The following is a 25,246-nucleotide window of genomic DNA, read 5'->3' on the forward strand; positions in this document are numbered from 1 at the left end:
GAGCGTGGTCACTTCTCGTACACCCCTCTCTCGCCGAAGACGTGGGCCAGCTTGTTCGCCCCGATCACGAGCAGGACGCCGACGAGGCCCTTGACGAGGCCGGCCGCCGCCGAGGTCCCCCAGTTCCCGCCGAGGATGCCGTTGTTGTAGACCCAGGTGTCGAGCACCTCGCTGGCCTGCAGGCCCACCGGTCCCTGCTGGAGGATGATCTGCTCGAAACCCACCGACAGGCTGCTGCCCAGGCGGAGGATGAGCAGCAGGATGATGAGCCCCTTGAGCGCCGGCAACGTCACGTACCAGAGCCGCTGCCGGGCTCCCGCACCGTCGACGGCGGCGGCCTCGTACTGCTCCTGGTCGATGCGGGAGATCGCGGCGAGGAACAGGATCGTGCCCCAGCCGGCGTCCTTCCAGATCACCTGGCTCGTGATGAGCGCCTTGAACAGTTCTGGGGAACCGATGATCTGCAGGACCGGCAGGTCGTGCTGGACGAGGAACGTGTTGAGCATCCCCGCGTTGCCGAGCATCTGCTGGAACAGCGCCACGACGATGACCCAGGACAGGAAGTGCGGCAGGTACAGCACCGACTGCAGAGTCCGCTTGAGACGTTCCCCCGCCAGGCTGTTGAGCGTCAGCGCGAGGGCGAGCGGCACGGGGAACACGAGGACCGTCTGGATGACCGTCAGCACGACCGTGTTCCACAGCGCGTTGCGGAACTCGGGGTTCCCGTCCCACAGGAACGAGAAGTTCTGCCAGCCCACCCAGTCGGACTCGGTGAGGCCGAGGTAGGGCTGGTAGTCCTGGAAGGCGATGACGTTGCCCAGCAGGGGGACGTAGTGGAACAGCAGGAGGGCCAGCCCGCCCGGGACCCCGAGGCAGACGAGCAGCGCCTGGTCCCGGGTCAGCCGGGGCCGTCGGCGGCGGACCTCCAGACCGGTGTCGGTGCGGCCCCGCGGGCCGGTGGCCGCGGACCTGGTCCCCTCGCGGGTCGGCTGCGTTCTCACTGTCGGGCTCCTGCCACGAAGGGGATGGGTGAGGGGACGGGTGCAGTCGGGCGTGCGCTCCCACGCGAGCGCGGTCCGGGGAGTGGGCGCCCGTCCGGTCGGTGCGGACGAGGTGGCGCTCAGGGGGCGGTGTGCGCCCCGAGCACCTCCTGCGCCCACGCGAAGGACAGGCGGTGCGACTCCACGACGTCGCCGACGCTGGGGAAGTCCACCTCGACCATCCAGTCGCCGTCGTAGTCGTCGGGCAGGGCCGCGAGGACGGCCCCGAGGTCGAGCACGCCCCGGCCGGGTTCGGCCCACAACCGCCCGCTGCGGGACAGCGTGCGGTAGTCACCGGTCGCGTCCTGCGCCGGCAGGTGGTCGGGGTGCAGGTCCTTGAGGTGGATGGCGCCGGTCCGGTCGGCGTAGCGTCGCAGCAGGGCGACGGGGTCGGCCCCCGCCCAGGCCAGGTGCCCGGTGTCCGGGCCGAACCCCAGCAGGTCCGGGCCCAGGGCGTCCAGCAGGCCGGTGACCTCGGCCTCGGTCTCGAACACCCCACCGACGTGGGAGTGGTGCAGCGCCCGGACGCCTTCGGCCCGGAACACCTCGCACACCCGTCCGGCGAGGTCGACGGCGTGGTCGAACCGCCCCTGGTCGAAGGCGGCCCCGACGGCCGGCCGCTGCATCCGCTCGGGGACCGACATCGACGAGAGCATCGTCCGGTCCAGTCCGAGAGCGGCCTGCTGGGCGGCGAACCGGCGGGCCTGCTCCAGGAGTTCCGCCGGCCGCACCGTGTGGTCCAGCGGGCTGCTGAACAGGCCGGTCGAGGGTTCGAGACCGAACCCGTCGAGCCAGGACCGGTACTCGGCGGTGCCCATGCCGTCGGGGACGTCGGCCTTGACGGCGGTGAACCCGATGTCCCGCAACGCCGTGAAGGCGTCCTCGAACACCTCGCGGGTCTTGCCGGCCTGCGACCACCAGGGGATGGGGTTCGCAGCGATCCTCCGCGTCACGGTTCCTCCCGGCCGGTCACGGGCCCCGCGTCGTCGTGGCGCCCTGAGAGCCCACACCGTGCCCGGGGTTTCCGGAGCCGGTCAAGATCGATCGATCAGGGCCGATCGATCGATCGACAGCGGGCCGGACCGGTCCACCGGCTGCGCGGGCGCTACCGCCGCCGCAGCGAGACCCACCGCCGGACGCCGTCGGAACTCACGGTCACGAGCACGAGGACGGACGCCCCGGCGTGCAGCAACCGGGCGAGGCCGTTCGCGCCGGGGTCGCCGCTCGCGGCGTGCACCAGCACCACGGCCTCCACCGCACTCACCGCCATCAGCAGCAGACGGGCCCAGGCCCACCGGGCCAGCACGGCGACCCACAGCAGCAGGGAGACGACGGCCGGCACCGGCAGGACGGCCGTGCCCGCCAGGGCCAGCACCACCTTGGCCAGGGCGACCGCGCCGGCGACGACGAGTTCGACCGGTGGCGTGCGCCGGTCGGCGACGGGGGTGTGGGCGGAACCCGGTGCGGACGGGCCGGGTGCCGGATAGGGAACCGGGACATCGGTGAGGTCCAGGACGACGAGGCTGCCGTCGGTGCGGACGACGTCCCCACCTCCGTTGCGGGAGTGGAACGCCGTCACGAAGTGGGGCAGCACGCGTGTGCGCGCCCGTGGCGTCCGGCGCTGCACCGTCGCGACGACGTGGTCCCGTTCGACGTCGATGTCCGCGTCGATCTTGTGCGTCACCTGCAGGGTGAACAGGGACAACCCGACGGCCCGGTCGTACGTGCCCGCCGCCAGCCAGTCGACGTGGTGCCCACCGGGCAGCACCCACCCCGGCGGGGTCGGCCAGAAGCGGACGTGGTGACGGCGGGAGGCGTCGCCGCCCACCTCCATCTCGTAGGCGAACGCCTGCAGGCGCCCGAAGAGCAGGAGGGCGGACACCGGGGCGGCCGGGTAGGAGCGGCGCAGCACGGCCGAGGCGACGATGCCGCGGGCGCTGCGCAGCGTGAGGTCGTCGGCCCGGGTCCAGCCGGCGCCGGTCATGGCCGCGTGGACCTGCTCGGCGCTGCCCTCCAGCGCCAGGTTCACGGGGTCCCCCAGCACCCCGGTGGACGTCGTCGTCCGGCCGATGAAGTAGTCCGGGACGTAGAGCTTCGTCAGGACCTGCTGCAGCCGGGGCAGACCGACGTAGGCCATGAGGCCCCAGAAGAGGACCAGCCGCCCCAGCTCACCCAGGGACAGGGTGCGGTGGTCGCGCAGCAGCACCCACCCCAGCCAGAACACGAGGCCCGTGGCGAGGACGAAGAACGCACCGTCGAGCACCTCGCCAGCGCTCCACGCACGGGGGAGGCGCTTGCGCGGCAGGGGTGGGGTGGGAACGGCATCGCCGGCAGACCGCTTCTCGATCACGCCGCCATGATGCTCGACCGCGCACCCCGCCGTCCCGTCCGGCAGCATCGCCCGCATGGACTACGTGAAACTCGGATCCTCCGGGCTCGAGGTGTCCCGCCTCGTGCTCGGCTGCATGAGCTACGGCGACCCCCAGCGCGGCAACCACGCCTGGACACTGCCCGAGGAGGACAGCGTCCCCTTCCTGCACCGTGCGCTCGACGCGGGCGTGACGTTCTTCGACACGGCCAACGTCTACTCCGACGGCTCCAGCGAGGAGATCGTCGGCAAGACCCTCCTGTCGGCCGTGCCGCGCGACCAGGTCGTCATCGCGACCAAGGTGCACGGCCGCATGCGGCCGGGACCGAACGGTGCCGGGTTGTCGCGCCAGGCGATCCTCACCGAGGTCGACAACTCCCTGCGCCGGCTCGGGACCGACCACGTCGACCTCTACCAGATCCACCGCTTCGACGCCTCGGTCCCGCTGGAGGAGACGCTGCAGGCGCTGCACGACGTCGTCCAAGCGGGCAAGGTCCGCTACCTCGGCGCGAGTTCCATGTGGGCGTGGCAGTTCGCCAAGGCCCTGCACCTGCAGGAGCGCCACGGGTGGGCGCGCTTCGTCTCCATGCAGGACCACTACAACCTCCTCTACCGGGAGGAGGAGCGGGAGATGCTGCCGCTGTGCGCCGACCAGGGGATCGGCGTCATCCCCTGGAGCCCGCTGGCCCGCGGCAAGCTGACCCGCGACTGGGACTCCGTGACGAACCGGTCCGAGACGGACGAGTTCGGCAAGACGCTCTACCGCGACAGCGACGCGCAGGTCGTCGAGGCGGTCGCCCGCGTCGCCGAGCGCCGAGGTGTCTCCCGCGCGCAGGTCGCGCTGGCGTGGGTCGCCCGCAACCCCGTCGTCACGGCACCGATCGTGGGCGCGACGAAGCCGCACCACCTCGACGACGCCCTCGCGGCGCTCGACCTCGTCCTCACCGACGAGGAGGTCGCCGAGCTCGAGGCGCCGTACGAACCCCACGAGGTCGCGGGGTTCTGACCGGCGGTCGGTCGGTCCGGGTCAGACGTCGCGGCGCGTGGTCTCGCGCCGCGTCGTCCCGGACACCGGGTCGGCCGACGTGACGCTCGTCGTCCGCTGCGTGCGCGGCCGGAACATGGCGAACTCGAGGATGATGCCGAGGACCCCGATGACCATGAGGATGACCCCCACGGTCTGCAGGTCGACACCGGCCACCGAGACGGTGACGGCGAAGGTCAGGATCGCCCCGACCGCCAGCAGGAAGATGCTCGTTCCCAGACGCATGCTTCGACTGTGGACCCGAGCCGTGCACCCCGCGAGCCGACGACCGGCGAACGGGTGAGCGGCCCCGTCAGCTCAACCCTCGTCCTCCACGCGCAGGACCTCCTCCCCCTCCCCCGACGGTGGTTCGAACCGGGCGAGGAACCCGTCGAGGACCTCCGCGTCGATGGGGAACGCGGCGTTCGCGTCGAAGCGGGAACTGCGACCCGCCAGCCGGCGCAGCAGCACCTCCCGCGGCACGTCGAGGTGCACGAGCCGCCAGCGCGCCCCCGCCTGCTCGACGACGCGCTTGTACCGGTCGCGGCTGGCCCGGCTCCAGAACCCGAAGTCGACGACGACGTCCCGGCCCTGCGCGACGAGGCTGCGCAGCCGGTCGAGGAGGACGTGCTCGGCCACGTGGCTGTACTCGTCGTAGACCTCCGTCGGGTAGTCCAGGCCGTAGCGCCCGAACCGCGACCACAACTCCTCGTCGATCGACAACCGCACGTACCCCTCGCGTTCGAGCTGCGTGGCGAAGGTCGTCTTGCCGGCGCCGACCATGCCGCACAGCAGCACGACGACCGGCCCCTCACCGTGATCACGGCTCACCGGGCGGACTCGAGCACGGCCCGCGCGTGCGAGGCGTGCGTCACGAGGGTCGAGACCATCCCGCTGCGCAGCACGCTCGCCGTCGCGTCGGCGCGGGCGGGCAGGTCCCCGCACGCCATGGCCGTCACGTCGGGAGTGGCCGTCAGCTGGGCGCCCGTCACCCCGATCACCCGGTCCGCCAGCGCGTCCACCTCGCGCCCGTCGCGGCCGACGAGGACACCCGTCACCTCGGCCACGACCCCGGCGGCCGTGAGCGCCTCCTGGTCGGCCGTCCCGAGCGAGTCCAGGGCGGTCGACTCCCCCGGGCGCCAGGCCCCGACCGAGACGACGGCCTTGGTCAGGCGGTCGAGCTCGGCCAGCGCCTCGCTGATCCCGGACTGCGAGCGCAGCCCGTCGGCCGTCGCGGCGTCGGGGACCGCGAGCGGGGCGTAGAACGTCGTGGCCGACGAGCGGGTCGCCTCCGCCGCCCGCCGGACGAGGTCGACGGCGCTGCCCTCGACGTCGGGGCGTGGCAGGGCGCCGGCCAGCTGGACGAAGCGGCACCCGAGGTCGGCTCCCAGGGCGTCCGTCAGCAGCGAGATCGTCCGGCCCCAGGCCAGGCCCACGACGTCGTCGGCCGTGACGCTCTCCTCCAGCAGCCCGGCCGTGAACTCCGCGACGACCCGGCGCTGTCCGACCAGCGTCTCCTCCCCCGTCCTCACCACGTAGGCCGCCCGGAGGCCGAACTCGGCGCGGACCGCCTCGGCGAGGTCCCCGTCGAGGGAGCTGGGGGTGACGACCTGGATCTGCACGAGCCCCGACTCCTGCGCCTCCGTCAGCAGCCGGGCGACCTTGAACCGGCTGATGCCGAGCTGCCGGGCGATCTCGACCTTCGTCAGCCCCTCGACGAAGAAGCGCCGCGCCACGACGGCGGCCAGCGCCTGCGCACCCAGCGACGGGCGGCCGGCGGTCCCGGTGCGGACTGACGTCTTCGGCATGTCTGCTCCTCGGCGGGTCCGGCGACGGACACCGCGCTCGCGGGTGGGGCGGGACCACAGCCTGCCGCCCCGGTCCCGGCGGCGGCCAGGGAGGCACCTGCCGAACGGGGCGGACGGGCACGGCCGCGGTTGACAGCCCCGGTCGACCCGGGCACCATCATCACAGCTGAGAGTAGCCCGCTCAGATGAGCGGACGCAACGACGGCGGACCCCGCCGGCGAACGGCCCGAGCGCGGGGCTTCGACTGCACCTGTCGACGGAGACACTGGAGAGATCACGATGGCTGGACGTCACGGCATCCACCTGCCCACCACCCTTCCCGGGTCGACCTCACGCGTCAGCCGCCGCGCCGCCCTGGGGGGTGCGGCCGGCCTCGGCGGTGCCGCGTTCCTCAGCAGCTGCTCGGGCGCCGGCGGAGGGGGCGGAGCAGGCGGCGGGGGTGGCGGTGGCGGCGACGACAAGACCGTCAACGTCATCATGGTGAACAACCCGCAGATGGTGGACCTGCAGAAGCTGACGAAGGACAACTTCACCAAGGACACCGGCATCACCGTGAACTACACGGTCCTGCCGGAGAACGACGTCCGCGACAAGATCAGCCAGGAGTTCTCGAGCCAGGCCGGTCAGTACGACGTGGCGTCCATCTCGAACTACGAGGTGCCGTTCTACTCCAAGAACGGGTGGCTGGCCCCCCTGGACGACTTCATCTCCGGGGACTCCGGCTTCAACCAGTCCGACATCATCAAGCCGCTCGCCACGGCCCTGACGGGTGAGGACGGCAAGGTCTACGCCGAACCCTTCTACGGCGAGTCCTCCTTCCTCATGTACCGCAAGGACGTGTTCGAGTCCAAGGGCCTGACGATGCCCGACAAGCCGACGTGGGCCGAGGTCGCCGCCTTCGCCGCCCAGCTCGACGGTGCGATGCCGGACATGAAGGGCATCGCCCTGCGCGGCCTGCCCGGGTGGGGTCAGGTGTTCGCCCCCCTCACCACCGTCGTCAACACCTTCGGCGGGACCTGGTTCGACGAGGACTGGACCGCCAAGGTGAACGCCCCCGAGTTCGTCGAGGCCACGAAGTTCTACGTGGACCTCGTCCGGGCCCACGGCGAGAACGGCGCACCCCAGGCCGGGTTCACCGAGTGCCTCAACGGGATGACCCAGTCGCAGGTCGCCATGTGGTACGACGCGACCTCCGCCGCGGGTTCCCTGGACGCCCAGGGGTCCCCGGTCGCTGGGAAGGTCGGCTACGTCGCCGCCCCTGTCGACCAGACCGAGTCGTCGGGGTGGCTGTACACGTGGGCCTGGGGCGTGCAGAAGGCCTCCAAGCGCCAGGAGAACGCCTGGAAGTTCATCTCCTGGGCCTCGAGCCAGAAGTACGAGGAGCTGGTCGGCGCGCAGGTCGGCTGGGCCAGCGTCCCCGCCGGGAAGCGCAACTCGACCTACGAGAACGCCGACTACCAGAAGGCCGCGGCCCCCTTCTACAAGGAGACGCAGACCGCGATCAACGCGGCGAACCCGGAGAACCCGGGCGTGCAGCCCCGTCCGGCCCCCGGCATCCAGTTCGTCGCGATCCCCGAGTTCGCCGACCTCGGCACCCAGGTCTCCCAGTTCGTCTCCTCGGCCATCGCGGGCCAGACGAGCGTGGAGGACGCGCTGAACCAGGGCCAGGAACTCGCCACCAAGCTCGTCAGCGACAAGTACAAGAAGTGACCCGGCCCGCGGCCCCCGGCACCACCGGGGGCCGCGGTGACCGCACGCCACTCCCCCCGTCACCGCCCGGCGACCCGTCGGTTCCCTCGAGCGTGGAGGACGTCCTTCCATGAGTGCCAGCACCGCCCCCAGTCACCCCAGGGTGGGCCCGGACCGGCCCCAGGGCTCCGCCGGATCGGCGCGCCGGGCCGCGGACTGGGCCCGTCGGGCCCCGCTCCTGCCCGCCCTCCTCTTCACGATCGTCGTGACGCAGCTGCCCTTCGTGGCGACCATCGTCATCTCGTTCATGAACTGGAACTCCTACTACCCCCAGGACCGCGGGTTCGGCGGCGTCGACAACTACGTCTCCGTCTTCACCAACGCCCAGCTGCGCCAGGCCGTCGTCAACACCGTCGTCCTCACCGTGACCGTCGTCCTGGTCAGCCTGGTGCTCGGCATGCTCATCGCCCTGCTGCTGGACCGCAAGTTCGCGGGCCGCGGCGCGGTCCGCACCATGATGATCGCCCCGTTCCTCGTCGTCCCGATCGCCGCGGCCCTGCTGTGGAAGCACGCGCTGTTCAACCCGAACTACGGCCTCTTCAACGGGACGATCAACGCGGTCTGGAAGCTCTTCGGTTCCGACTCCGCCCCGCAGGTCGACTGGCTCTCGACCGCCCCGAAGATCGCCATCGAGGTCTCGCTCATCTGGCAGTGGACCCCGTTCATGATGCTGATCCTGCTGGCCGGGCTGCAGTCCAAGCCCGCCGACGCCGAGGAGGCCGCCCGCATGGACGGCGCGACCAGCTTCCAGATCTTCCGGTACCTCACGTTCCCGCACCTGCGGCAGTACCTCGAGCTCGGCGGGCTGCTGGGCGCCATCTACATCGTCCAGAACTTCGACGCCGTCTTCACCATCACCGCCGGCGGCCTGGGCACGGCGAACCTGCCGTACACGATCTACCAGACCGTGTTCTCCGCCCACGACTACGGCCTCGCCTCGGCCATGGGTGTCGTCGTCGTCATCGCCACCATCATCATCGCGACCTTCGCCCTGCGCGTGGTCTCGAGCATGTTCAAGCAGGAGGTCGGCCGGTGAGCACCGCCAGCACCATCGCCACCATCCCCGGGACCAACGTCCCGACCTCGCGCCGCGAGCAGCGGGCCCGTTCGCTGAACCGCAGCAAGCCGCTGTGGAGCGTCCTGGCCTGGGTCGTCGGCGTCCTGTTCGTCCTGCCCGTCCTGTGGATGGTCCTGACGTCCCTGCACTCCGAGACGGACGCCGCGACGAACCCGCCCTCCATCGCGGCCGCGCTCACCCTCGACGGGTACCGGTCGTTCCTGTCCGCCCAGCCGGTCGCACCGCTGTTGAACTCGGCGATGGCGTCCGTCGTCTCGACGGTCCTCGTGCTCTGCCTGGCGATCCCCGCCGCGTTCGCCCTGTCCATCCGGCCGGTCCAGAAGTGGACCGACGTCATGTTCTTCTTCCTGTCGACGAAGTTCATGCCGCTGGTGGCCGGTCTCCTGCCCCTCTACCTGTTCGCGACGAAGACGGGGACGCTGGACAACATCTGGCTGCTCATCGTGCTCTACACGTCGATGAACCTGCCGATCGCGGTGTGGATGATGCAGTCCTTCCTGGCGGAGGTGCCCGGGGAGATGCTCGAGGCCGCCTCGATCGACGGGGCCGGGCTGATCCGCATGCTGTGGTCCATCGTCCGCCCGGTCGCGATGCCGGGTGTCGCGGCCACGGCGCTGATCTGCTTCATCTTCAGCTGGAACGAGCTGCTGCTGGCCCGCACCCTGACGGCGACGGTCGCCGGGACCGCGCCCGTCTTCCTGACCGGCTTCGTCACGAGCCAGGGGCTCTTCCTCGCCCAGCTCTGCGCGGCGGCTACCGTGATCTCCCTGCCCGTGCTCGTGGCCGGTTTCGCCGCTCAGGACAAGCTCGTCCAGGGTCTGTCCATGGGCGCGGTCAAGTGACCCGCACCGCCGACCACGCAGGACGATCCGAGCCCCGGGAGACGACCGTGACCCCGCCCGTTGCCCTCACGACCGAGAACCTCGCCGAGATCGGCCGCGACGTCCCGGTCCCCGCCTACGACCGCTCGCAGGTGACGCCGGGGATCGTGCACCTCGGTGTCGGGGGGTTCCACCGCGCCCACCAGGCCATGTACCTGGACCGGCTGATGAACGACGGCAAGGCGCTGGACTGGGGCATCCGCGGGATCGGCGTGCTGCCGCACGACGCGCGGATGAAGGAGGTCATGGACGCCCAGGACGGGCTCTACACCCTCGTCCTGAAGGACCCCGACGGCTCGCGCGAACCGCGTGTCATCGGCTCGATCCTGGACTTCCTGCACGCCCCGGCCGACCCGGACGCGGCGGTGGAGGCGATGGCCGACCCCCGCATCCGCATCGTCTCGCTCACCGTCACCGAGGGCGGCTACAACATCGACGCCGTCACCGGGGAGTTCGTCCTCGACGAGCCCGCGGTGGCCGCCGACCTCGCCGAGGGGGCGGTCCCGCGCACGACGTTCGGTCTCGTCACCGAGGCCCTGCGCCGCCGCCGCGACCGGGGCGTGCCGCCGTTCACCGTCATGTCCTGCGACAACGTCCAGGGCAACGGGCACGTCGCGCACCAGGTGTTCGTCGCCTTCGCCACGGCCAAGGACGCCGAGCTGGGCGCCTGGATCGACGCGAACGTCCGGTTCCCGAACTGCATGGTCGACCGCATCACCCCCGGCACCACCGACGACGACCGCGCCGAGGTCCGCGACCGGTTCGGCATCGAGGACGCCTGGCCCGTGGTCTGCGAGCCCTTCGTGCAGTGGGTCCTGGAGGACGACTTCGGCCTCGGCCGCCCGCCCTACGAGGACGCCGGCGTCCAGGTCGTCGACGACGTCGAACCGTACGAGCTGATGAAGCTGCGGCTGCTCAACGCCAGCCACCAGGCGCTGTGCTACTTCGGGTACCTCGCCGGGTACCGGCTCGTGCACGAGGTCGCGCAGGACCCGCTGTTCGCCGACTTCCTCCTGGGCTACATGGAGCGGGAGGGTTCCCCCACGCTGCCGCCGGTGCCGGGGATCGACCTCGACGCCTACCGGCACGAGCTCGTGCACCGGTTCTCCAACGGCGAGGTGCGCGACACCGTCGCCCGCCTGTGCAACGAGAGCTCGGACCGCATCCCGAAGTGGGTGCTGCCCGTCATCCGCGAGCAGATCGCCGCCGGCGGGGAGTTCCACCGCGCCACGGCCGTCGTGGCCAGCTGGGCCCGCTACGCCGAGGGCGTCGACGAGCGGGGCGAGCGCATCGAGGTGTCCGACCGCATCGCGGAGCGGCTCGTCGCGACGGCGCAGCGCAACCGCGAGGAACCGACGGCCTTCATCGCCGACCGCTCGCTCTTCGGCGACCTCGCCGACGACGAGGCGTTCGTCGCGGAGTACACCGCCACGCTCGCGTCCCTGCACGCCAAGGGTGCCCGCGCCACGCTGGAGGACGTCGTCGCCCGCGGCTGACCCTGCCCCTCCCTCCGGGGCCCGGCCCGCGTGGATGACCCTCCCTCCGCCCGTCCCAGGCCCCAGGAGGGGCGCGATGCACCACCTCCGCCCTGGGAAGGGACCAGGGCGGTGAGGCGGGGACGCTGACCCGGGCCGGCGGGAGGCCGCCGCCGCGGGGAGGCCGACCGCCCGTCACGACGGCGCAGAGCACGACTTCCGCCCTCCACAGCGCCTCCGGAGGGCGGAAGGAGTGTCCTCCACGCAGGACGGGGGCCGCCCTACGATGGCCCCATGGCTTCCAAGGTGGTCCCCGCACGGGGCATGCGCGACGTCCTGCCGGTCGAGAAGGCTCGCCGGGAGCACGCGCTGCACGTCATCCGCGAGGTCTACCGCTCGTTCGGCTTCGACGAGGTCGAGACGCCGGCGCTGGAGGAGTTGTCCCGGCTGGAGTCGGGGCAGGGCGGCGAGAACGAGAAGATGCTCTTCAAGGTCCTGCGCCGCGGCCTGGCGGGCGACGAACCCCTGCTGCCCGCGGACGCGGCCGACCTCGGCCTCCGCTTCGACCTGACGGTCCCCCTGACCCGGTACGTCGCCTCGAACGCAGCCGCGCTGCGGATGCCGTTCAAGGCGCTGCAGATCGGACCGGTGTGGCGGGCCGAACGGCCGCAGAAGGGCCGTTACCGCCAGTTCGTCCAGTGCGACATCGACATCCTCGGCGAGGCGGGCAGCCTGGCCGAGGTCGAACTCGTCACGGCCACGCACACCGCCCTCACCCGGCTGGGTCTGACGGGCACGACGTTGCGGCTCAACGACCGCGGGGTGCTCACGGGGTTGCTCACGGGGTGCGGGTTCGACGAGGCCGACCACGGCAGCGTCCTCATCACCGTCGACAAGAACGACAAGGTCGGCCTCGACGGGGTCGTGGCGGAACTGCGCTCGAAGGGTTTCGGCGACGAGCCCGTCGTGGCGCTGGAGAAGGCGCTGACGGACCTCCTGCCGCTGCGCGACGTCGCCCGTCTCGGTGACGGCGCCCTGCCCGAGACGGTCCCCGCCGCCTCCGTCGCACGGCTGCAGGAGATCGCCGCGGCGGTGGCCGTGGCGGCCCCGGACCTCGACGTGCAGTTCGACGTCACGCTCGTGCGCGGCATGGGCTACTACACCGGACCGATCTTCGAGATGTCCCTGCCCGGTGGGGGTTCCTCCATCGCCGGCGGCGGCCGGTACGACGGCATGGTCGGCCGGTTCACCGGCCGCGACGTCCCGGCGGCGGGTTTCTCGATCGGGTTCGAGCGCATCATCGACGAGGTCTCGCTGCCGGCGGACGCGGCGCCGGCCGTGGCCCTGGTGCACCCGGCGGGCGTCGACGCGGGCGAGCTGCTGCGCAAGCAGCGCGAACTGCAGGCCGGTGGCGCCCGGGTCGCCCTCGTCAAGCAGGCCAAGCGCCTGCAGCCGTTGTTCGACGCGCTCGTCGCCGAGGGCTACTCGCAGGTCGTGCGGGCCCGCGTCGAGGACGGCCGACTCACGTTCTCCGAGCCGTCCCCCCTCGAGGCGAGCTGACGAACTCCTCCGCGGGCCCCGCCGTCACTGCGGCCGGGGCCCGCTGAGGTGCTTGCTGAAGAAGGCGAACACCTCCGGCATCGCCGCCTTGAACGACGTCGTCAGGTGCTTCCCCCCGTCCTGCAGGGAGACCTGGGCCGTCGACGGGGACTTCACGAGGCCCGCGAACCGCTGCGCCTGCGTGACGTCCTCGGCGCTGTCGGTGCCGGCGACGAGGAGCCAGGCCAGGGTGCCGGGGAACGTCGGCGCCAGCGCGGTGGGGTACTGCGCGAGCGTCGCCGCGTCCTTGTGCGGGAGCTTGGTCTCCATGTCGAAGTACCCGGCGATGCTGACGACGGCCCCGTACTCCCCGGGTTTGCGCAGCGCGATGGCGGCCGCGCAGTAGGCCCCGGACGACGCGCCGGCGGTGCCCCAGCCCTTGCCCGGCGGCAGGACCCGGAAGTCGTGCTGCACCATCGCCGGGACGTCGGTGTCGAGGAACGTGCCGACCTTCGGCTGCCCCGGGATGTCGGTGCACTCCGTGTCGACGTTCTTCGAGACCTGCATCTCGGGCATGACGAACACGAAGGGCAGGACCGACCCGTCGCGGGAGCCGGAGTCCACGACCTCCTGCGCCGAGTAGGACCGGTCGGTCCAGTTGTTGTACGTGGCGCCGTCGCCCCCGGGGTACAGGAACAGCACCGGGAAGTCCTCGTGCGCGTACGCCGGGTCGTCGTACTGGGGCGGGGTCCAGACCCAGACCTTCATGGACACGCCCGAGGCCGCGCCCTTCAACGTCGTCTCGAGCACGTTCTCGGCGCCGAAGTTCTTGGTGACGAACTCCTGCCCGTCGGCGGTGTGCGTGCGGGTCGCGGTGGGGGTCTGCGACGACGGGGACGCCGAACCGCCGCCGGACGTCGCGGACGACCCGCCCGTGCTGGGCGGCATGGTGCGGTGGTCGGGGCTCGACCCGGAGCAGCCGGCGATTAGGACGGTGGCGGCGAGCACGGCCGGGAGCGCGGGGAATGCACGGAACCTCACGCGCCCGATCGTCCCGTCCTGCGACCGTGGGCGGACCGGGCCGCACCGACCTGCACGGTTCCACCACCGGTCCCCCGCGAAGCGCTCCACGGGGGGACCGGAGGACTCACGCGGGGGTGAGCCGGGTGGCGGGTGCCCCCTGCCGCGTGGCGGCCAGGGTCAGCTCCTGACGGTCCTCGAGGGCCTCGTCCTGCGATGCGCGGACCTCGCGCGCGTCGAGGAAACCGCGGAGCCGGCCCGGGTCGTCGGTGATGATCCCGTCGACGCGGTGCCGCAGCAGATCCGCCCAGAGGCGGGGTTCGTCGACCGTCCACGGGTACGTCGCCACCCCGGCGGCGTGGTGCTCGGCGACGACGTGCGGGCTGGCGACCAGCGTCGCGACGTAGGGGTTGACCGCCATGACCGCGAGGTCGGCGACGGCCCGCTCGGCCTGCACGCGCGCCTGCCCCGCCGGGGTCGACAGCGCGGTGAACGGGTCGTGCGCCAGGTCCCGCAACGACTGCTCCAGCCCGTCCGCCGCCGCGGGCGGGCCGGGGTGCAGGACGAGCAGCGCCCGGCGCACGTCCGGGGCGACGTCCCGCAGGGCCCGGACGGTCTCCACCTCGAAGCTCTGCACGACGCTGCGGTCGGCCACCCCGGCCGTCCGCAGCGTCGCGACCGCTCCCGCGACCGCCGCCGGGGCCCACTCCCCCTTGAACTCCACGAGGAGCCCGCCGGCCCCGTGCAGCGCCACGAGGTCGACCACCTCGCGCAGCGTCGGGACCCGCTGACCCGCGAAGGCCGGCGAGAACCAGGACCCGGCGTCCGCCGACCGGACGACGGAGCTGGGCAGCTCCGCCACGGCACCGCTGGAGTCGGTGGTCCGGTCGAGGGTCTCGTCGTGCAGGACGACGGGGACCCCGTCCCCGTCGAGCCGCACGTCGAGCTCGAGGAGGTCGGCGCCGGAGCGCAGCGCCACCTCGAACGCGGCGAGGGTGTTCTCGGGCGCGTGCGCCGAGCTCCCCCGGTGCGCGATGACCAGGGGCCGGACGGGGGGACGGGCGGACGGACGGTTCACTGGACCAGCATCTCCCTGGGACGGGTCGGCGGGTGGCGGAGGATCAGGACTTCAGCAGCGGCTTCACGTCGGAGGTGTAGGACTGCTCGATCTCGCCCTGCGCGGTGCCCCACGCGTCCTTCGAGGCGGTGCCCTGCAGCATGACCTTCTCCCACGCCGTCACGGTGGACTGGTCGCCGCCCGGGACGAAGACGCGCGCGTAGTCCTGCGTGCGGGTCTTCGACAGCTGGTCGACGGCCGTCTTGAACAGCGGCGTCTGCGCGTACACCTGCTGCATGGTCGAGGAGTTCACGGCCCCGGTCGTGACCGGCATGTACCCGGTGTTCTGGGAGAAGTAGGCCGTGTTGTCGTCCTCAGCGAGGAAGGCCAGGAACTTCGCCGCAGCGAGCTGCTGCTCGGGCGTGCGCTTGACCGGGATCGCGAACCCGGCGCCACCCGTGGGGGTGAACTGACCGGCGGAGCCGCCCGGCAGGAACGCGTTGCCGACCTCGAAGTTCGCCGCCTTGAGGATCCCGGACAGCGAGCCGGTGGACCCGATGACGGAGGAGTACAGGCCCGCCCCGAAGTCCGAGGCCTGGTCGGAGGAGGAGACGGCCGCGTACCCCTTGGTGATGTAGGAGCGCAGGTAGTCGCTCGCCGCGAGCACCCTGTCGCTGTCCACCGTCATGGTCCACTCGTCGGACAGCGCACCGCCCATGCCCCAGACCATGTTCTGGAAGATCCAGGAGGCGTTGCCCGTGCCCTTCCCGAGACCGTAGGGGGCCTGGGCCCCCGTGCCGGCGGCCTGCAGCTTCGGCAGCCACTCCTCGAACTCCGACCAGGTCTGCGGCCCGCGGTCCGGCAGGCCGGCCTTGGCCCAGTGGGCCTTGTTGTAGTAGAAGACCGGCGTCGAGCGGCAGTACGGCACCGCCCACTGCGAACCCTCGTACTGGTAGTCGGCGTACAGGCCCTTCTGGTAGTTCGACGTCGTCACCCCGGCGGCCGGCAGCAGGTCCTGCAGGGGGGCGAGCTGGCCGTTGAGGGCGTAGCGGAACCACCAGACGTCGCTCAGCAGGACGAGGTCGGGCAGGTCGGACCCGGTGAGGGCGGCCTGGAACTTCTGGGAGATCTCGTCGTAGTTCGACCCGGCCGTGACGAACTCGACCTTGATGTCGGAGTTGTCCTTGTTCCAGCGGTTGAGGAACTCGGCCTCGACGGCCTGGGAGGAACCGGGGTGGTTGGTCCAGACGGTCACGGAGTCGGCCGGGGTGACCTTGGACCAGTCGGTCGAGGACGCGCTGGCGGTCCCGCCGGAGGAGGACGCGGTGGACGGGCCGGAGCAGGCCGCGAGGCCGAGACCGGCCGCACCGAGGCCGGCGAGGCCGAGGACGCCGCGCCGGGGCAGCACGAAGGACGAGGTGTTCACGGGTTCTCCTGGAGCTGTGTCGGAGGGAGGGGGTGGGTCAGTTGGCGACCGCACCCGCGGCGAGACCCGCCACGAGCCGGCGCTGGAAGAAGAGGAAGACGAGCAGGATCGGCAGCATGACCAGCACGGTGCCGGCCATGAGGACGCCCCAGTTGGTGATGCCGTCGTTGTTCTGCAGCAGGGTCAGGCCCACCGGCAGGGTCATCATCTCGGACCGGTCGGTGACGAGCAGCGGCCACAGGTACTGGTTCCACTCCCCCACGACCGAGACGAGGGCGACGGCCGAGACGGTCGGCGCCGACAGCGGCACGACGAACTGCCACAACCGCCGCCAGTGCCCGGCGCCGTCGAGCGTCGCGGCCTCCAGGACGGAGGCGGGCAGCGTCTGGAAGTGCTGGCGGAACAGGAACGTGCCGAGCGAGCTGGCCAGCCCGGGGACCACGATCCCCTGGTAGGAGTTCAGCCAGCCGATCTGCGCGATGAGCGTGTAGTTCGGGATGAGCGTGACCTGCGGCGGCACCATGAGGGCCGCGAGGACGACGAGGAACACCAGGCGCTTGGCCGGGAACTCGACGAACACCAGCGCGTAGGCGCACATGAGCCCCAGGACGACCTTCAGGCCCGCGCCCGCCACGGTCGTGATGACGCTGTTGAGCAGGAAGTGCGCGAACGGGACGGTCGCGAACACGTCCGCGTAGTTCTGCCACTGCAGCGCGTGCGGCAACCACTGCGACGGGATCGTGTAGATCTCGTTGCGCTGCTTGAAGGACGCGAGCAGCATCCAGAGCATCGGCACGACCATGACGAGGCCGGCCACGACGAGGCCGGCGTACCCCAGGACGTCGACGCGGCGACGGGGGCGCGCGGGTTCCGCACCGCCGGACCGCGGGGCCGGGACCCGGCCGGACCCCGAGGTGGTCCTCTCCTGGACGCTCACCGGTAGTGCACCTTCCGTTCCACGACGACCATCTGGAGGACGGTCACGACGAGCAGGGCGAGGAAGAGCAGGGTCGCGATCGCCGAGGCGTAGCCGGCGGAACCGTCGACGAAGGCCTCCTGGTAGACCTGGTAGACCATCGTCGTCGTGCCCTCCAGCGGCCCGCCCTTGGTCATGGCGCGGATGATGTCGAAGGACCCGCCGGCGTTGGACTCGATGAACACCGTGACGCCGAGGAAGAACGTCGTCGGCGACAGCAGCGGGAAGACGATGGACCAGAACGTGCGCAGGGGCGAGGCGCCGTCGATCTGCGCGGCCTCGAGGATGTCGTGCGGCACCGACTGGAGCGCGGCCAGGTAGATGATCGCGACGTACCCGACGTACTTCCACAGGTAGACGACGCAGACCATCGCCAGGGCCCAGTCGGGGTCGTTGTACCAGTTCGGCGAACCGATCCCGACGGCGCGCAGCAGGCCCGAGACCAGGCCGTACTGGGGGTCGAAGACGAACAGCCAGCACATGCCGACCGCGACGCCGGACAGCACGAAGGGCGCGAAGACCGCGGCGCGGACGAAGGTCCGGCCGCGCAGGTTCCGGTCGAGCAGGCGCGCCAGCGCGAGGCCGAGCGCCATGCAGCCGCCGACGGTGACGACCGCGAAGACGAGCGTGGTCAGCAGGACCGTCGGCGTCTTGGGGTTCGTGAAGTAGTTCACGTAGTTCTGCAGCCCGACGTACGTCGCGGTGTCGGAACCGAGGTTCCAGTGCAGCAGCGAGTACTGGACGTTCTGCACGAGGGGCTTGTAGACGAACACGACGAGGAGCGCGACGTTGGGCCCGGCGAGCAGCAGGAAGGTTCCCCACGACCGCCACGGAAGTCTCCGGGTGCGCGGTGCGGGAACCTGGTGGAGGGTCGTCAACGCGACCTCCTCCCAGGTCGGGAGCGGGCTGGACGTCAGGAACAGTAGTTCGCGTCCGCGGGCCCTCCGGCCACTCGCGCCCCGGGGCGGTCAACGGTCATCGAGTGTTCACCTGCACCGGTCGGGCACGACGCGCGGGACACCGTCCGTTCACGTTCGTCACCCGGGCTGGCAGTGCGGGCACCACCAGGTGCGACGGCGTTCGGGGTCGCCCGGCACCTCGGCCTCCACGAGCACCGTCGTCCCGCACCGCAGGCAGGGTTTCCCGGCGCGCCCGGAGACCCAGTGCTGCCGGCCGGGGCGGGTGTCCCCCGTCGTGACCTGCGGGGCCCGCGAGGGCCCCACGGAGAACGTCAGCATCTTCACGGCCAGGCGCACCAGCGGTGGCAGGTCGACGTCCCCGACCGGCGCCCACGGCGACCGCCCGCGCAGGAAGCAGAGCTCGTCGGCCCAGAGGTTGCCGATGCCGGCGAGGTTGCGCTGGTCGAGCAGGGCCGCCTTGATCCCGCGCTCGGGCCGCCGCGCGAGGTTCGCGACCGACCGCTCGACACGCTCGTCGACGGACAGGTCCGCCCCGAGGAGGTCCGGACCGAGGTGCCCCACGACGGTGTGCTCGAGGGCCGTGGGGACGAGCTCGACGACGGGCATCCGCAGCGCGAGCGCCGTCGGCCCGTCCGTCTCGAGGACGACGCGGACGTCGGGCTGCAGACGAGCCGGCAGCCGCTTGCCCGGGCCCAGGACCGTCCACTCCCCGTCCATGCGCAGGTGGGTGTGCAGGGTCGTCGGCTCGGTGAGCGCGGCACCCTCCCCCGGCACCAGACGGGTCAGCAGGTGCTTGCCGCGCGAGACGACCTCCACCAGGCGCGTCCCCGACAGGTCCGCCGTCGCGAAGCGCGGCACCCGCAGGTCGCTGCGGTGCACGGGACGGCCCGCCAGCCGGGCGTGGAGGCGGCGGGCGAGCAGGAACACGGTGTCGCCCTCGGGCACCCGCCCACCGTGCCCGAGGCCGGTCCCCGCCGCGCGGTGGAGGGTTCCCCGCACGGCCACCCCGGAGGAGTGGCTCCCGGCGTCCGGCCGGGTGAAGCTGGGGCATGAGCTCGCGCCGTCTGCCCCTCCTCGTCGCGCTCTGCGTGCTCGTCCTGGGCACGCTGGCCGTCCTGGCCGTCGCGGCGCTGCCCGGGCAGCGACGTCCCCCGTCCCGGTCGGTGGTCCCCGCCCAGTTCCCCGGCTACAGCGCGTTGACGGCTCCGGTGGCGACGAACCCGGTCGGTGCCGCGCTCGCGGTCTACCGGCAGGACGCGGCCGGCGGCGTCACGGGCACGACGCAGACCCTCGTCCTCGGCGCGGACGGCGCCAGCGCGCGGCGGCTGATCCAGGCGACCGACCGCGGGAGTTCGCAGGCCCCGGCGGCCGCGGTCGTGTCCCCCGACGGCCGCACGGTGGCCCTCGGCGACGGCCCGGCCGGGACCGACCCCGCCCGCGCCACCGCACCCGACCCCGCCTCGCCGACCCTGCCGCCCGGACGGGTCGTGGTGACCCCCTCGCCGCCGGCCGTGAACGGCGGTGCGGTCGTCACCCGCCCCGTCGGCGCCAGCTCGACCCTCGCGCTCGTCGACCTGTCCTCCGGCGACACCCGCGTGCACGTCGTCCCCCGTGTCCCGGTGGTCGTCCCCGTGTCGTGGAGCGCGGACGGTGCCCGCCTCGCCTACCTCGGGACCGACCTCCCCGCCGCCTCGGAGGCCGGCGCCCCCTCCACCGGTCACGCGTCCGGCCAGCTGTTCGTCCTGGACACCCGCTCGGACCGGGCCGTCGCGGTCCCCGGGGCCGAGCGGGTCGTGGCCGCGGCCTTCAGCCCCGACGGTGCCCGCCTCGCGTACCAGGAGCCGGGCGCGGCCGTCGTGCACGTCGTCGACCCGTTCGCCGGGGACAGCACGGAGCCGGGCACCGAGCTGGTGGTCCCGCAGGGGGCTGTCCTGGCGGACGGGCCGGCCTGGTCCCCGGACGGCACGCTGCTGGCCGTGGAAGCGGGGAGCGGCACGCCGTCGGCGCGCATCGAGTTCGTCGCCGCGCAGCCGGGACGGGGCGTGCCCACCGCGGTCCCGGGCCGAGACGTCCTGGGCTGGACCGGGCCCGGCGAACTCGTCCACCAACCGGCCCCGTCCGGCGGCGGGGACGGGGGCGATCTCACCGTCGTCCGCACCGACCTGCGCACGGGGGCCACGTCGCCCTACCTGCGGGTCCCGACGGCCCGCGGCCACCACCCGGCCGGGGACCTCACCCTGGCCGGTGCGCTGCTGACCCGGGCGGTGGCGACGACGTCGACGTCCGTGGACCGGGGGCCGTGGCCGCTGCCGGTGCGCCTCGGGCTGGTCCTGGCCGCCGCCGCGCTGGCCGCTCCCGCGACGGCGGGGCTGCTGCGCCGGCGGGAGCAGCTCGCCGCGCTGACGGCGGTGCCGGACTGGGCTCGCGACACGACCAGGGGCTGACAGGGTGGACCCGTGGGTGACACCGGGACGGGCCGCGGGGACGACCGCGAGGAGTTCGGCTGGCTGCTGGCGCACTTCCGGGAGGACCCGGACGGGCACGCCGAGAAGATCCACTTCTCCCTCAGCCAGGACGACTCCCCGTTGCGCTGGGACCCGCTGTGGGGCGGCGGTCCCGTCCTGGAGTCCCACCTCGGCACCACGGGCGTGCGCGACCCGGCGATCGTCCGTGACGACGAGGGTCGCTTCCACCTCCTCGCGACCGACCTGCGCGTCTGGGACGGCGGGGGTCTGCGGTGGGACGAGTGGCGCCGGCACGGCAGCCGCTCGCTCGTCCTGTGGGACTCCGAGGACCTGCTGACGTGGGAGGGGCCGCGGCTGGTCGAGGTGGCACCGCCGACGGCGGGCATGGCGTGGGCGCCGGAGGTCACGAAGGACCCCACGACGGGCGAGCACGTGGTGTTCTGGTCCTCCCGGCTGTTCCCCGAGGACGACGTCGAGCACGCCAGCGAGAGCTACAGCCGGATCCTGGCCTCCCGCACGCGCGACTTCCTCACCTTCGGCCCGACGGAGGTCATGGTCGACACCGGGGGCCGGGACGTCATCGACACCGCCGTCCTGCAGGAGCACGGCCGCGTCTACCGGTTCTCCAAGGACGAGGACCGCGACGGCGGCTACGGCATCTTCCTCGAACGCGGCTCGGCGTTGTTCGCCGACGACTTCGAGGTCGTGACGACGAACATCGCCGGGGACCGGTACCCCGGCGGGGTCGAGGCCCCGCTCGTGGTGAAGGCCCGCGACCGGGACCGCTGGTACCTGTTCCTGGACCAGTACGCGGAGTGGCCCCAGGGGTACTTCGCCCTGCAGTGCGACGACCTGGACTCCGGCCGGTGGGAGCCGGTGCCCGCCGGGGAGGTCTCGATCCCGCCCTCGACCAAGCACGGGACCGTCCTGCCCCTGTTCCGGGACGAGTGGGAGCGGTTGCGCGAGCACGGGTTGCGCTGACCCCACGCGTCCCGTCCGCCAGGATGACCGGGTGGGCGAACACGGGCACGGACACGGGCACGGACACGGCGAGACCCTCGACGACACCCTGGAACCGCTGCCGCGGCGGACCCGGCGGGTCCTGACGGCGGTCGTGCTCGTGGTGCTCGCGGCCGCGGTCGCCGGGGTCCTGGCGACGTGGCCGCACGACGTCCCGTCGGCCTCCACCACCTACGTCGGCGCGCAGACCGTGCGCGGGGACGTCACGGCGACCCGGATGCTGACCTGCCGCGGGGAACTGGCCGAGGAGCGCCTGCCGGACGGGACGCTGCCCGAGACGGTGGAGTGCCCGCAGGCGACGGTGCGCGTGGACGGCACCGAGCAGGACGCCACGCAGGACGTCACGGTCACGGTTCCGGCCGCGGTGTTCCACGGCGGCCTGTCCGCGGGCGACCGGGTCGTGCTGACGCGGTACCCCGGCGAGGCGGGCGGCGCCGCGACCTACGCCTGGGAGGACCTCGACCGGCGGGTCCCGCTCCTGGTCGTCGTCGCGGTGTTCGTCGTCCTGACCGTCGCCGTGGGCCGGCGGCGGGGGCTGGCCGCGCTCGCGGGGCTGGCCGTCGGTGGGGCGGCGATCGCGTTCCACGTCGTCCCGGCCCTGCTGGCGCAGGAGGACGCGGTCGTCGTCGGGCTCAGTTCCGCGGTCGCCGTCATGGGGGTGGTGCTCTACCTGACGCACGGGTTCTCGACGCGCACGACGGTGGCGTACCTGGGGACCGTGGCGGGTCTGCTCGTCACCGCGGGCGCGGCGGTCCTCGCGGTCGACGCGAACCACCTGACGGGACTGAGCGAGGAGTCCGCCTACACCGTCACCGTCCTGACGGGGGCGGTCGACCTGCGCGGGGTGGTCCTGGCGGGAACCCTGGTCGCGGCCCTGGGGCTGCTCAACGACGTCACCATCACCCAGGCCGCGGCCGTGTGGGAGGTGCGGGCGGCCCGCGGCGGGGGTTTCCGCGAACTGTTCGCCGCGGGGATGCGGGTGGGCCGGGACCACCTCGCCTCCACCGTCTACACGGTGACGTTCGCCTACGCGGGCGCGGCCATGCCCTCGCTGCTGCTCATCCGGTTGTACGAGCAGCCGCTGGGGCAGGTCGTGAGTTCGGCCGCGATCGCCGAGGAGCTCGTGCGGTCAGCCGTGGGCGGGATCGCCCTGGCGCTCACCGTCCCGCTGACGACGGCGCTCGCCGCGGCGCTCGTCCTGCGGTCCCGTCCTGCCGCTGCTGCACCGGGATCCGGTACCTGATGAGCCGGGCGGAGTTCACCGCGACGAACACCGAGGACGCGTTGTGCGCGATCGCGGCCAGGACCGGCGACAACGCTCCCGCGGCGCCGAGGGCCAGGCCGAAACCGTTGACGGCGATCGAGGCACCGTAGTTCTGCCGGATCAACCCGAGCGTCCGGTCGCCGAGGTCGCGCAGCTGCAGCAGCCGGCGCAGGTCGTCGCCGACGAGGGCGACGTCGGCGGTCTCCACCGCGACGTCGGTGCCGGACAACCCCATCGCGATCCCGAGGTCGGCCAGGGCGAGCGCGGGGGCGTCGTTCGTGCCGTCCCCCACGACCGCGACGGTGAAACCCTCGGACTGCAACTGCCGGACGACGTCCTGCTTGTCCTCCGGCATCACCTCGGCCCGCCACTCCGTGACCCCGAGTTCCGCGGCGACGGCGGCCGCGGTCCGCTCGTTGTCGCCCGTCAGCATGACGATGCGCTCGACGCCGGTGCGGCGCAGTTCCTCCAGGACACCGCGCGACTCCGGGCGCACCTCGTCGCGCAGGCTGACGAGGCCGGTGAGGACGCCGTCGACGGCCAGCAGCAGCGGGGTCTCGGCGGCCGACTGCAACCGGTCCACCCAGTCCTGCGCCGTCGCGTCGACGGCGACCCCCTCGCGGCGCATGAGGCCGGGGGACCCGACGAGGAGGACGCGGCCGTTCGCCTGGACCCGCATCCCGAGGCCCAGGATGACCTCGCACTCCTCGTGCGTCGGGATGACGAGGTGGCGTTCCTCGGTGGACCGGATGACGGCCTGCGCCAGCGGGTGCTTGGAGTGCACCTCGGAGTTCGCCGCCTCGGACAGCACCTGTTCGGGGGTCCAGTCGTCGCGGAAGCTCAGCACGTTGGTGACGACCGGGCGTCCCACGGTCAGGGTTCCCGTCTTGTCGAACACGAACGCGTCGACGCGGCCGGCGGCCTCGAGGTGCGAACCGCCCTTGACGAGGATCCCGCGCCGGGCCCCGTTGCCGATGGCCGCGCTGATCGCCGTCGGGGTCGCCAGCCCGACCGCGCAGGGGCAGGCGATGAGCAGCATCGTCATGGCGCGGCGGACGTCGCGGGTCAGGACGAGGGTGGCCAGGGCCAGACCGAACGAGGCGGGGACGAACTTGCGGCTGAACCGGTCCCCGACGGTCTGCACGGGGGCGCGGTCGGCCTGGGCGTCCTCGACGCGGGCGACGATGCGCCCGACGGCCGTGTCCTGCCCGGTGGCGGTGGCGCGCACGACGAGCCGCCCGCGCAGGGCGACGCTGCCGGCGAGGACCGAGTGCCCGACGGTCCGCTGCACGGGCAGGTTCTCCCCCGTCAGCGCGGCCTGGTCGACGACGGCCTCGCCCTCGACGACCTCGCCGTCGACGGGGATCGTCGACTGGTCGTGGACCACGACGAGGTCCCCCACCTCGAGCTCGGCGAGGTCCACGCGCTGCTCGACGACCTGGCCGTCGGCGGCCGTGCGCTGGACCCACGCGGTGGTCTCGCTGCCCTGCAACAGGTCCGCGATGGCGCGGCGGGTGCGGCGCAGGGTGAGGTCCTGGAGGTACTCGCCGATGTTGAGCAGCCACAGGACGGTCAGCGCGACGACGTTCTCGCGCAGGAGGAGGCTCGCGACGGTGGCCGCGGAGACGAGCGCGTCGGTGCCGGCGCTGCGGCGGCCGACGAGCGCCCCGACGGCCCCCTTGAGGAAGGGGTACCCGGAGAAGATCGTCACGCCGGTGGCCACGAGACGCGACGTCGGGCCGAGCAGGGGCGGGCGCCCGAACGCGAAGCGCCGCAACCCGAGCAGGGCCAGCGCGGCCCCGCCGACCGCGATGCGGGCGACCTCGCCGTTGCCGACGTCGGCCGACCGGGGCGTGCGCGACGGTTCGGCGTCGGCGGGCAGGAGCGCCACGCCGGCCACGGCGGCCAGCAGGTCCTCGAGCGTGAGCGACTCGGGGTCGTAGTGGACGACGACGTTGCCCGTCACGGGGTAGGCGCGGGCCAGCCGCGTCCCCGCGAGGCGGTCGAGGGCTTCCTCCGCGGCGACCGCGCGCGCGGGGCTGCGGCGCAGCCAGTCCGCCTGGAGACGAGCCCGCCCGGGGACGTCCGCGAGGACGGTCAGCGGGCTCAGCTCGACGGTCGCGGTCGTCGTCACCG

Annotated in this window: 22 protein-coding genes; 9 read left to right on the forward strand and 13 right to left on the reverse strand. The window is 72.6% G+C overall.

Going from position 1 to position 25,246, the window contains the following annotated elements; genetic code table 11:
* Window positions 1-8: 8 nt before the first annotated feature.
* The 3 genes from ACFEMC_RS20040 to ACFEMC_RS20050 form a co-directional block, all read right to left on the reverse strand.
* Window positions 9-929, reverse strand: coding sequence for an ABC transporter permease (locus ACFEMC_RS20040; RefSeq protein WP_380176885.1), 921 nt, complete (start codon window positions 927-929; stop codon window positions 9-11).
* Between the two features lie 191 nt (window positions 930-1,120).
* Complete coding sequence (locus ACFEMC_RS20045) at window positions 1,121-1,993, reverse strand: sugar phosphate isomerase/epimerase family protein (protein WP_380171250.1); 873 nt, start codon at window positions 1,991-1,993, stop codon at window positions 1,121-1,123.
* A gap of 152 nt (window positions 1,994-2,145) precedes the next feature.
* Window positions 2,146-3,390, reverse strand: coding sequence for an LssY C-terminal domain-containing protein (locus ACFEMC_RS20050; RefSeq protein ID WP_380171251.1), 1,245 nt, complete (start codon window positions 3,388-3,390; stop codon window positions 2,146-2,148).
* Window positions 3,391-3,445: 55 nt separating this feature from the next.
* On the opposite strand from ACFEMC_RS20050, the gene ACFEMC_RS20055 reads away from it, so the two are divergent.
* Window positions 3,446-4,414, forward strand: coding sequence for an aldo/keto reductase (locus tag ACFEMC_RS20055; protein WP_380171252.1), 969 nt, complete (start codon window positions 3,446-3,448; stop codon window positions 4,412-4,414).
* Between the two features lie 21 nt (window positions 4,415-4,435).
* Here the strand turns inward: ACFEMC_RS20055 and ACFEMC_RS20060 are convergent, their stop codons facing one another.
* From ACFEMC_RS20060 to ACFEMC_RS20070, 3 genes are all read right to left on the reverse strand, one after another.
* Window positions 4,436-4,678, reverse strand: coding sequence for a DUF6458 family protein (locus ACFEMC_RS20060; RefSeq protein WP_380171253.1), 243 nt, complete (start codon window positions 4,676-4,678; stop codon window positions 4,436-4,438).
* Window positions 4,679-4,750: 72 nt separating this feature from the next.
* Window positions 4,751-5,263: an AAA family ATPase gene (locus ACFEMC_RS20065; RefSeq protein WP_380171254.1), complete on the reverse strand. Its 513-nt coding sequence runs from the start codon at window positions 5,261-5,263 to the stop codon at window positions 4,751-4,753.
* Window positions 5,260-6,240 carry a sugar-binding transcriptional regulator gene (locus tag ACFEMC_RS20070; protein WP_380171255.1) on the reverse strand — a complete coding sequence of 327 codons (981 nt, stop codon included), beginning with the start codon at window positions 6,238-6,240 and terminating at the stop codon, window positions 5,260-5,262. Before ACFEMC_RS20070 ends, ACFEMC_RS20065 begins: the two co-directional genes overlap by 4 nt.
* A gap of 279 nt (window positions 6,241-6,519) precedes the next feature.
* Between ACFEMC_RS20070 and ACFEMC_RS20075 the strand changes: the two genes are divergently transcribed.
* From ACFEMC_RS20075 to hisS, 5 genes are all read left to right on the forward strand, one after another.
* The gene (locus tag ACFEMC_RS20075) at window positions 6,520-7,950 is read left to right on the forward strand and encodes an ABC transporter substrate-binding protein (RefSeq protein ID WP_380171256.1); all 1,431 of its coding nucleotides are present in this window, start codon (window positions 6,520-6,522) and stop codon (window positions 7,948-7,950) included.
* A 109-nt stretch (window positions 7,951-8,059) separates the two neighbouring features.
* Window positions 8,060-9,025 carry a carbohydrate ABC transporter permease gene (locus ACFEMC_RS20080; RefSeq protein ID WP_367637188.1) on the forward strand — a complete coding sequence of 322 codons (966 nt, stop codon included), beginning with the start codon at window positions 8,060-8,062 and terminating at the stop codon, window positions 9,023-9,025.
* 74 nt (window positions 9,026-9,099) lie between these two features.
* Complete coding sequence (locus ACFEMC_RS20085) at window positions 9,100-9,909, forward strand: carbohydrate ABC transporter permease (protein ID WP_380176886.1); 810 nt, start codon at window positions 9,100-9,102, stop codon at window positions 9,907-9,909.
* A 47-nt stretch (window positions 9,910-9,956) separates the two neighbouring features.
* Window positions 9,957-11,444, forward strand: coding sequence for a mannitol dehydrogenase family protein (locus ACFEMC_RS20090; protein WP_380171257.1), 1,488 nt, complete (start codon window positions 9,957-9,959; stop codon window positions 11,442-11,444).
* Between the two features lie 273 nt (window positions 11,445-11,717).
* Window positions 11,718-12,983 carry a histidine--tRNA ligase gene (gene hisS / locus ACFEMC_RS20095; RefSeq protein WP_380171258.1) on the forward strand — a complete coding sequence of 422 codons (1,266 nt, stop codon included), beginning with the start codon at window positions 11,718-11,720 and terminating at the stop codon, window positions 12,981-12,983.
* A gap of 24 nt (window positions 12,984-13,007) precedes the next feature.
* Here hisS and ACFEMC_RS20100 read toward each other — a convergent pair whose 3' ends face one another.
* From ACFEMC_RS20100 to ACFEMC_RS20125, 6 genes are all read right to left on the reverse strand, one after another.
* Window positions 13,008-14,003 (reverse strand): alpha/beta hydrolase, encoded by a 996-nt coding sequence (locus ACFEMC_RS20100; protein ID WP_380171259.1) that lies wholly within the window; start codon window positions 14,001-14,003, stop codon window positions 13,008-13,010.
* 106 nt (window positions 14,004-14,109) lie between these two features.
* Window positions 14,110-15,060 carry a glycerophosphodiester phosphodiesterase gene (locus ACFEMC_RS20105; RefSeq protein ID WP_380171260.1) on the reverse strand — a complete coding sequence of 317 codons (951 nt, stop codon included), beginning with the start codon at window positions 15,058-15,060 and terminating at the stop codon, window positions 14,110-14,112.
* 43 nt (window positions 15,061-15,103) lie between these two features.
* Entirely contained in the window at window positions 15,104-16,465 is a 1,362-nt protein-coding gene (locus ACFEMC_RS20110) for an ABC transporter substrate-binding protein (protein WP_380171261.1), read from the reverse strand.
* A gap of 37 nt (window positions 16,466-16,502) precedes the next feature.
* A complete protein-coding gene (locus ACFEMC_RS20115) occupies window positions 16,503-17,402 on the reverse strand; it encodes a carbohydrate ABC transporter permease (RefSeq protein WP_380171262.1) in 900 nt (299 codons plus the stop codon).
* On the reverse strand, window positions 17,399-18,319 hold the full coding sequence (locus ACFEMC_RS20120; RefSeq protein WP_380171263.1) for a carbohydrate ABC transporter permease: 921 nt from the start codon (window positions 18,317-18,319) through the stop codon (window positions 17,399-17,401). Before ACFEMC_RS20120 ends, ACFEMC_RS20115 begins: the two co-directional genes overlap by 4 nt.
* 159 nt (window positions 18,320-18,478) lie before the next feature.
* A complete protein-coding gene (locus tag ACFEMC_RS20125) occupies window positions 18,479-19,306 on the reverse strand; it encodes a DNA-formamidopyrimidine glycosylase family protein (protein WP_380171264.1) in 828 nt (275 codons plus the stop codon).
* A gap of 104 nt (window positions 19,307-19,410) precedes the next feature.
* Between ACFEMC_RS20125 and ACFEMC_RS20130 the strand changes: the two genes are divergently transcribed.
* From ACFEMC_RS20130 to ACFEMC_RS20140, 3 genes are read left to right on the forward strand one after another with little or no spacing between them, the layout of a single operon-like run.
* Window positions 19,411-20,805 carry a hypothetical protein gene (locus tag ACFEMC_RS20130; protein WP_380171265.1) on the forward strand — a complete coding sequence of 465 codons (1,395 nt, stop codon included), beginning with the start codon at window positions 19,411-19,413 and terminating at the stop codon, window positions 20,803-20,805.
* Window positions 20,806-20,817: 12 nt separating this feature from the next.
* Window positions 20,818-21,807: a glycoside hydrolase family 43 protein gene (locus ACFEMC_RS20135; RefSeq protein WP_380171266.1), complete on the forward strand. Its 990-nt coding sequence runs from the start codon at window positions 20,818-20,820 to the stop codon at window positions 21,805-21,807.
* A 31-nt stretch (window positions 21,808-21,838) separates the two neighbouring features.
* Window positions 21,839-23,089, forward strand: a complete 1,251-nt coding sequence (locus ACFEMC_RS20140) for a YibE/F family protein (RefSeq protein WP_380171267.1) — start codon at window positions 21,839-21,841, stop codon at window positions 23,087-23,089.
* On the opposite strand, the gene ACFEMC_RS20145 is transcribed toward ACFEMC_RS20140, so the two are convergent.
* On the reverse strand, window positions 23,004-25,244 hold the full coding sequence (locus tag ACFEMC_RS20145; protein WP_380171268.1) for a heavy metal translocating P-type ATPase: 2,241 nt from the start codon (window positions 25,242-25,244) through the stop codon (window positions 23,004-23,006). The genes ACFEMC_RS20140 and ACFEMC_RS20145 overlap by 86 nt on opposite strands.
* Between the last annotated feature and the right edge of the window lie 2 nt (window positions 25,245-25,246).

It is taken from the genome of Kineococcus sp. DHX-1 (genome assembly GCF_042473625.1).
In the GTDB taxonomy this organism is placed as follows: domain Bacteria; phylum Actinomycetota; class Actinomycetes; order Actinomycetales; family Kineococcaceae; genus Kineococcus.

Excerpts from the sequence above, each read along its gene's own strand:
- ACFEMC_RS20055 (WP_380171252.1), top strand. The coding sequence starts at position 3,446 with ATGGACTACGTGAAACTCGGATCCTCCGGGCTCGAGGTGTCCCGCCTC.
- ACFEMC_RS20060 (WP_380171253.1), bottom strand. The coding sequence starts at position 4,678 with ATGCGTCTGGGAACGAGCATCTTCCTGCTGGCGGTCGGGGCGATCCTG.
- ACFEMC_RS20070 (WP_380171255.1), bottom strand. The coding sequence starts at position 6,240 with ATGCCGAAGACGTCAGTCCGCACCGGGACCGCCGGCCGCCCGTCGCTG.
- ACFEMC_RS20075 (WP_380171256.1), top strand. The coding sequence starts at position 6,520 with ATGGCTGGACGTCACGGCATCCACCTGCCCACCACCCTTCCCGGGTCG.
- ACFEMC_RS20080 (WP_367637188.1), top strand. The coding sequence starts at position 8,060 with ATGAGTGCCAGCACCGCCCCCAGTCACCCCAGGGTGGGCCCGGACCGG.
- hisS (WP_380171258.1), top strand. The coding sequence starts at position 11,718 with ATGGCTTCCAAGGTGGTCCCCGCACGGGGCATGCGCGACGTCCTGCCG.
- ACFEMC_RS20130 (WP_380171265.1), top strand. The coding sequence starts at position 19,411 with ATGAGCTCGCGCCGTCTGCCCCTCCTCGTCGCGCTCTGCGTGCTCGTC.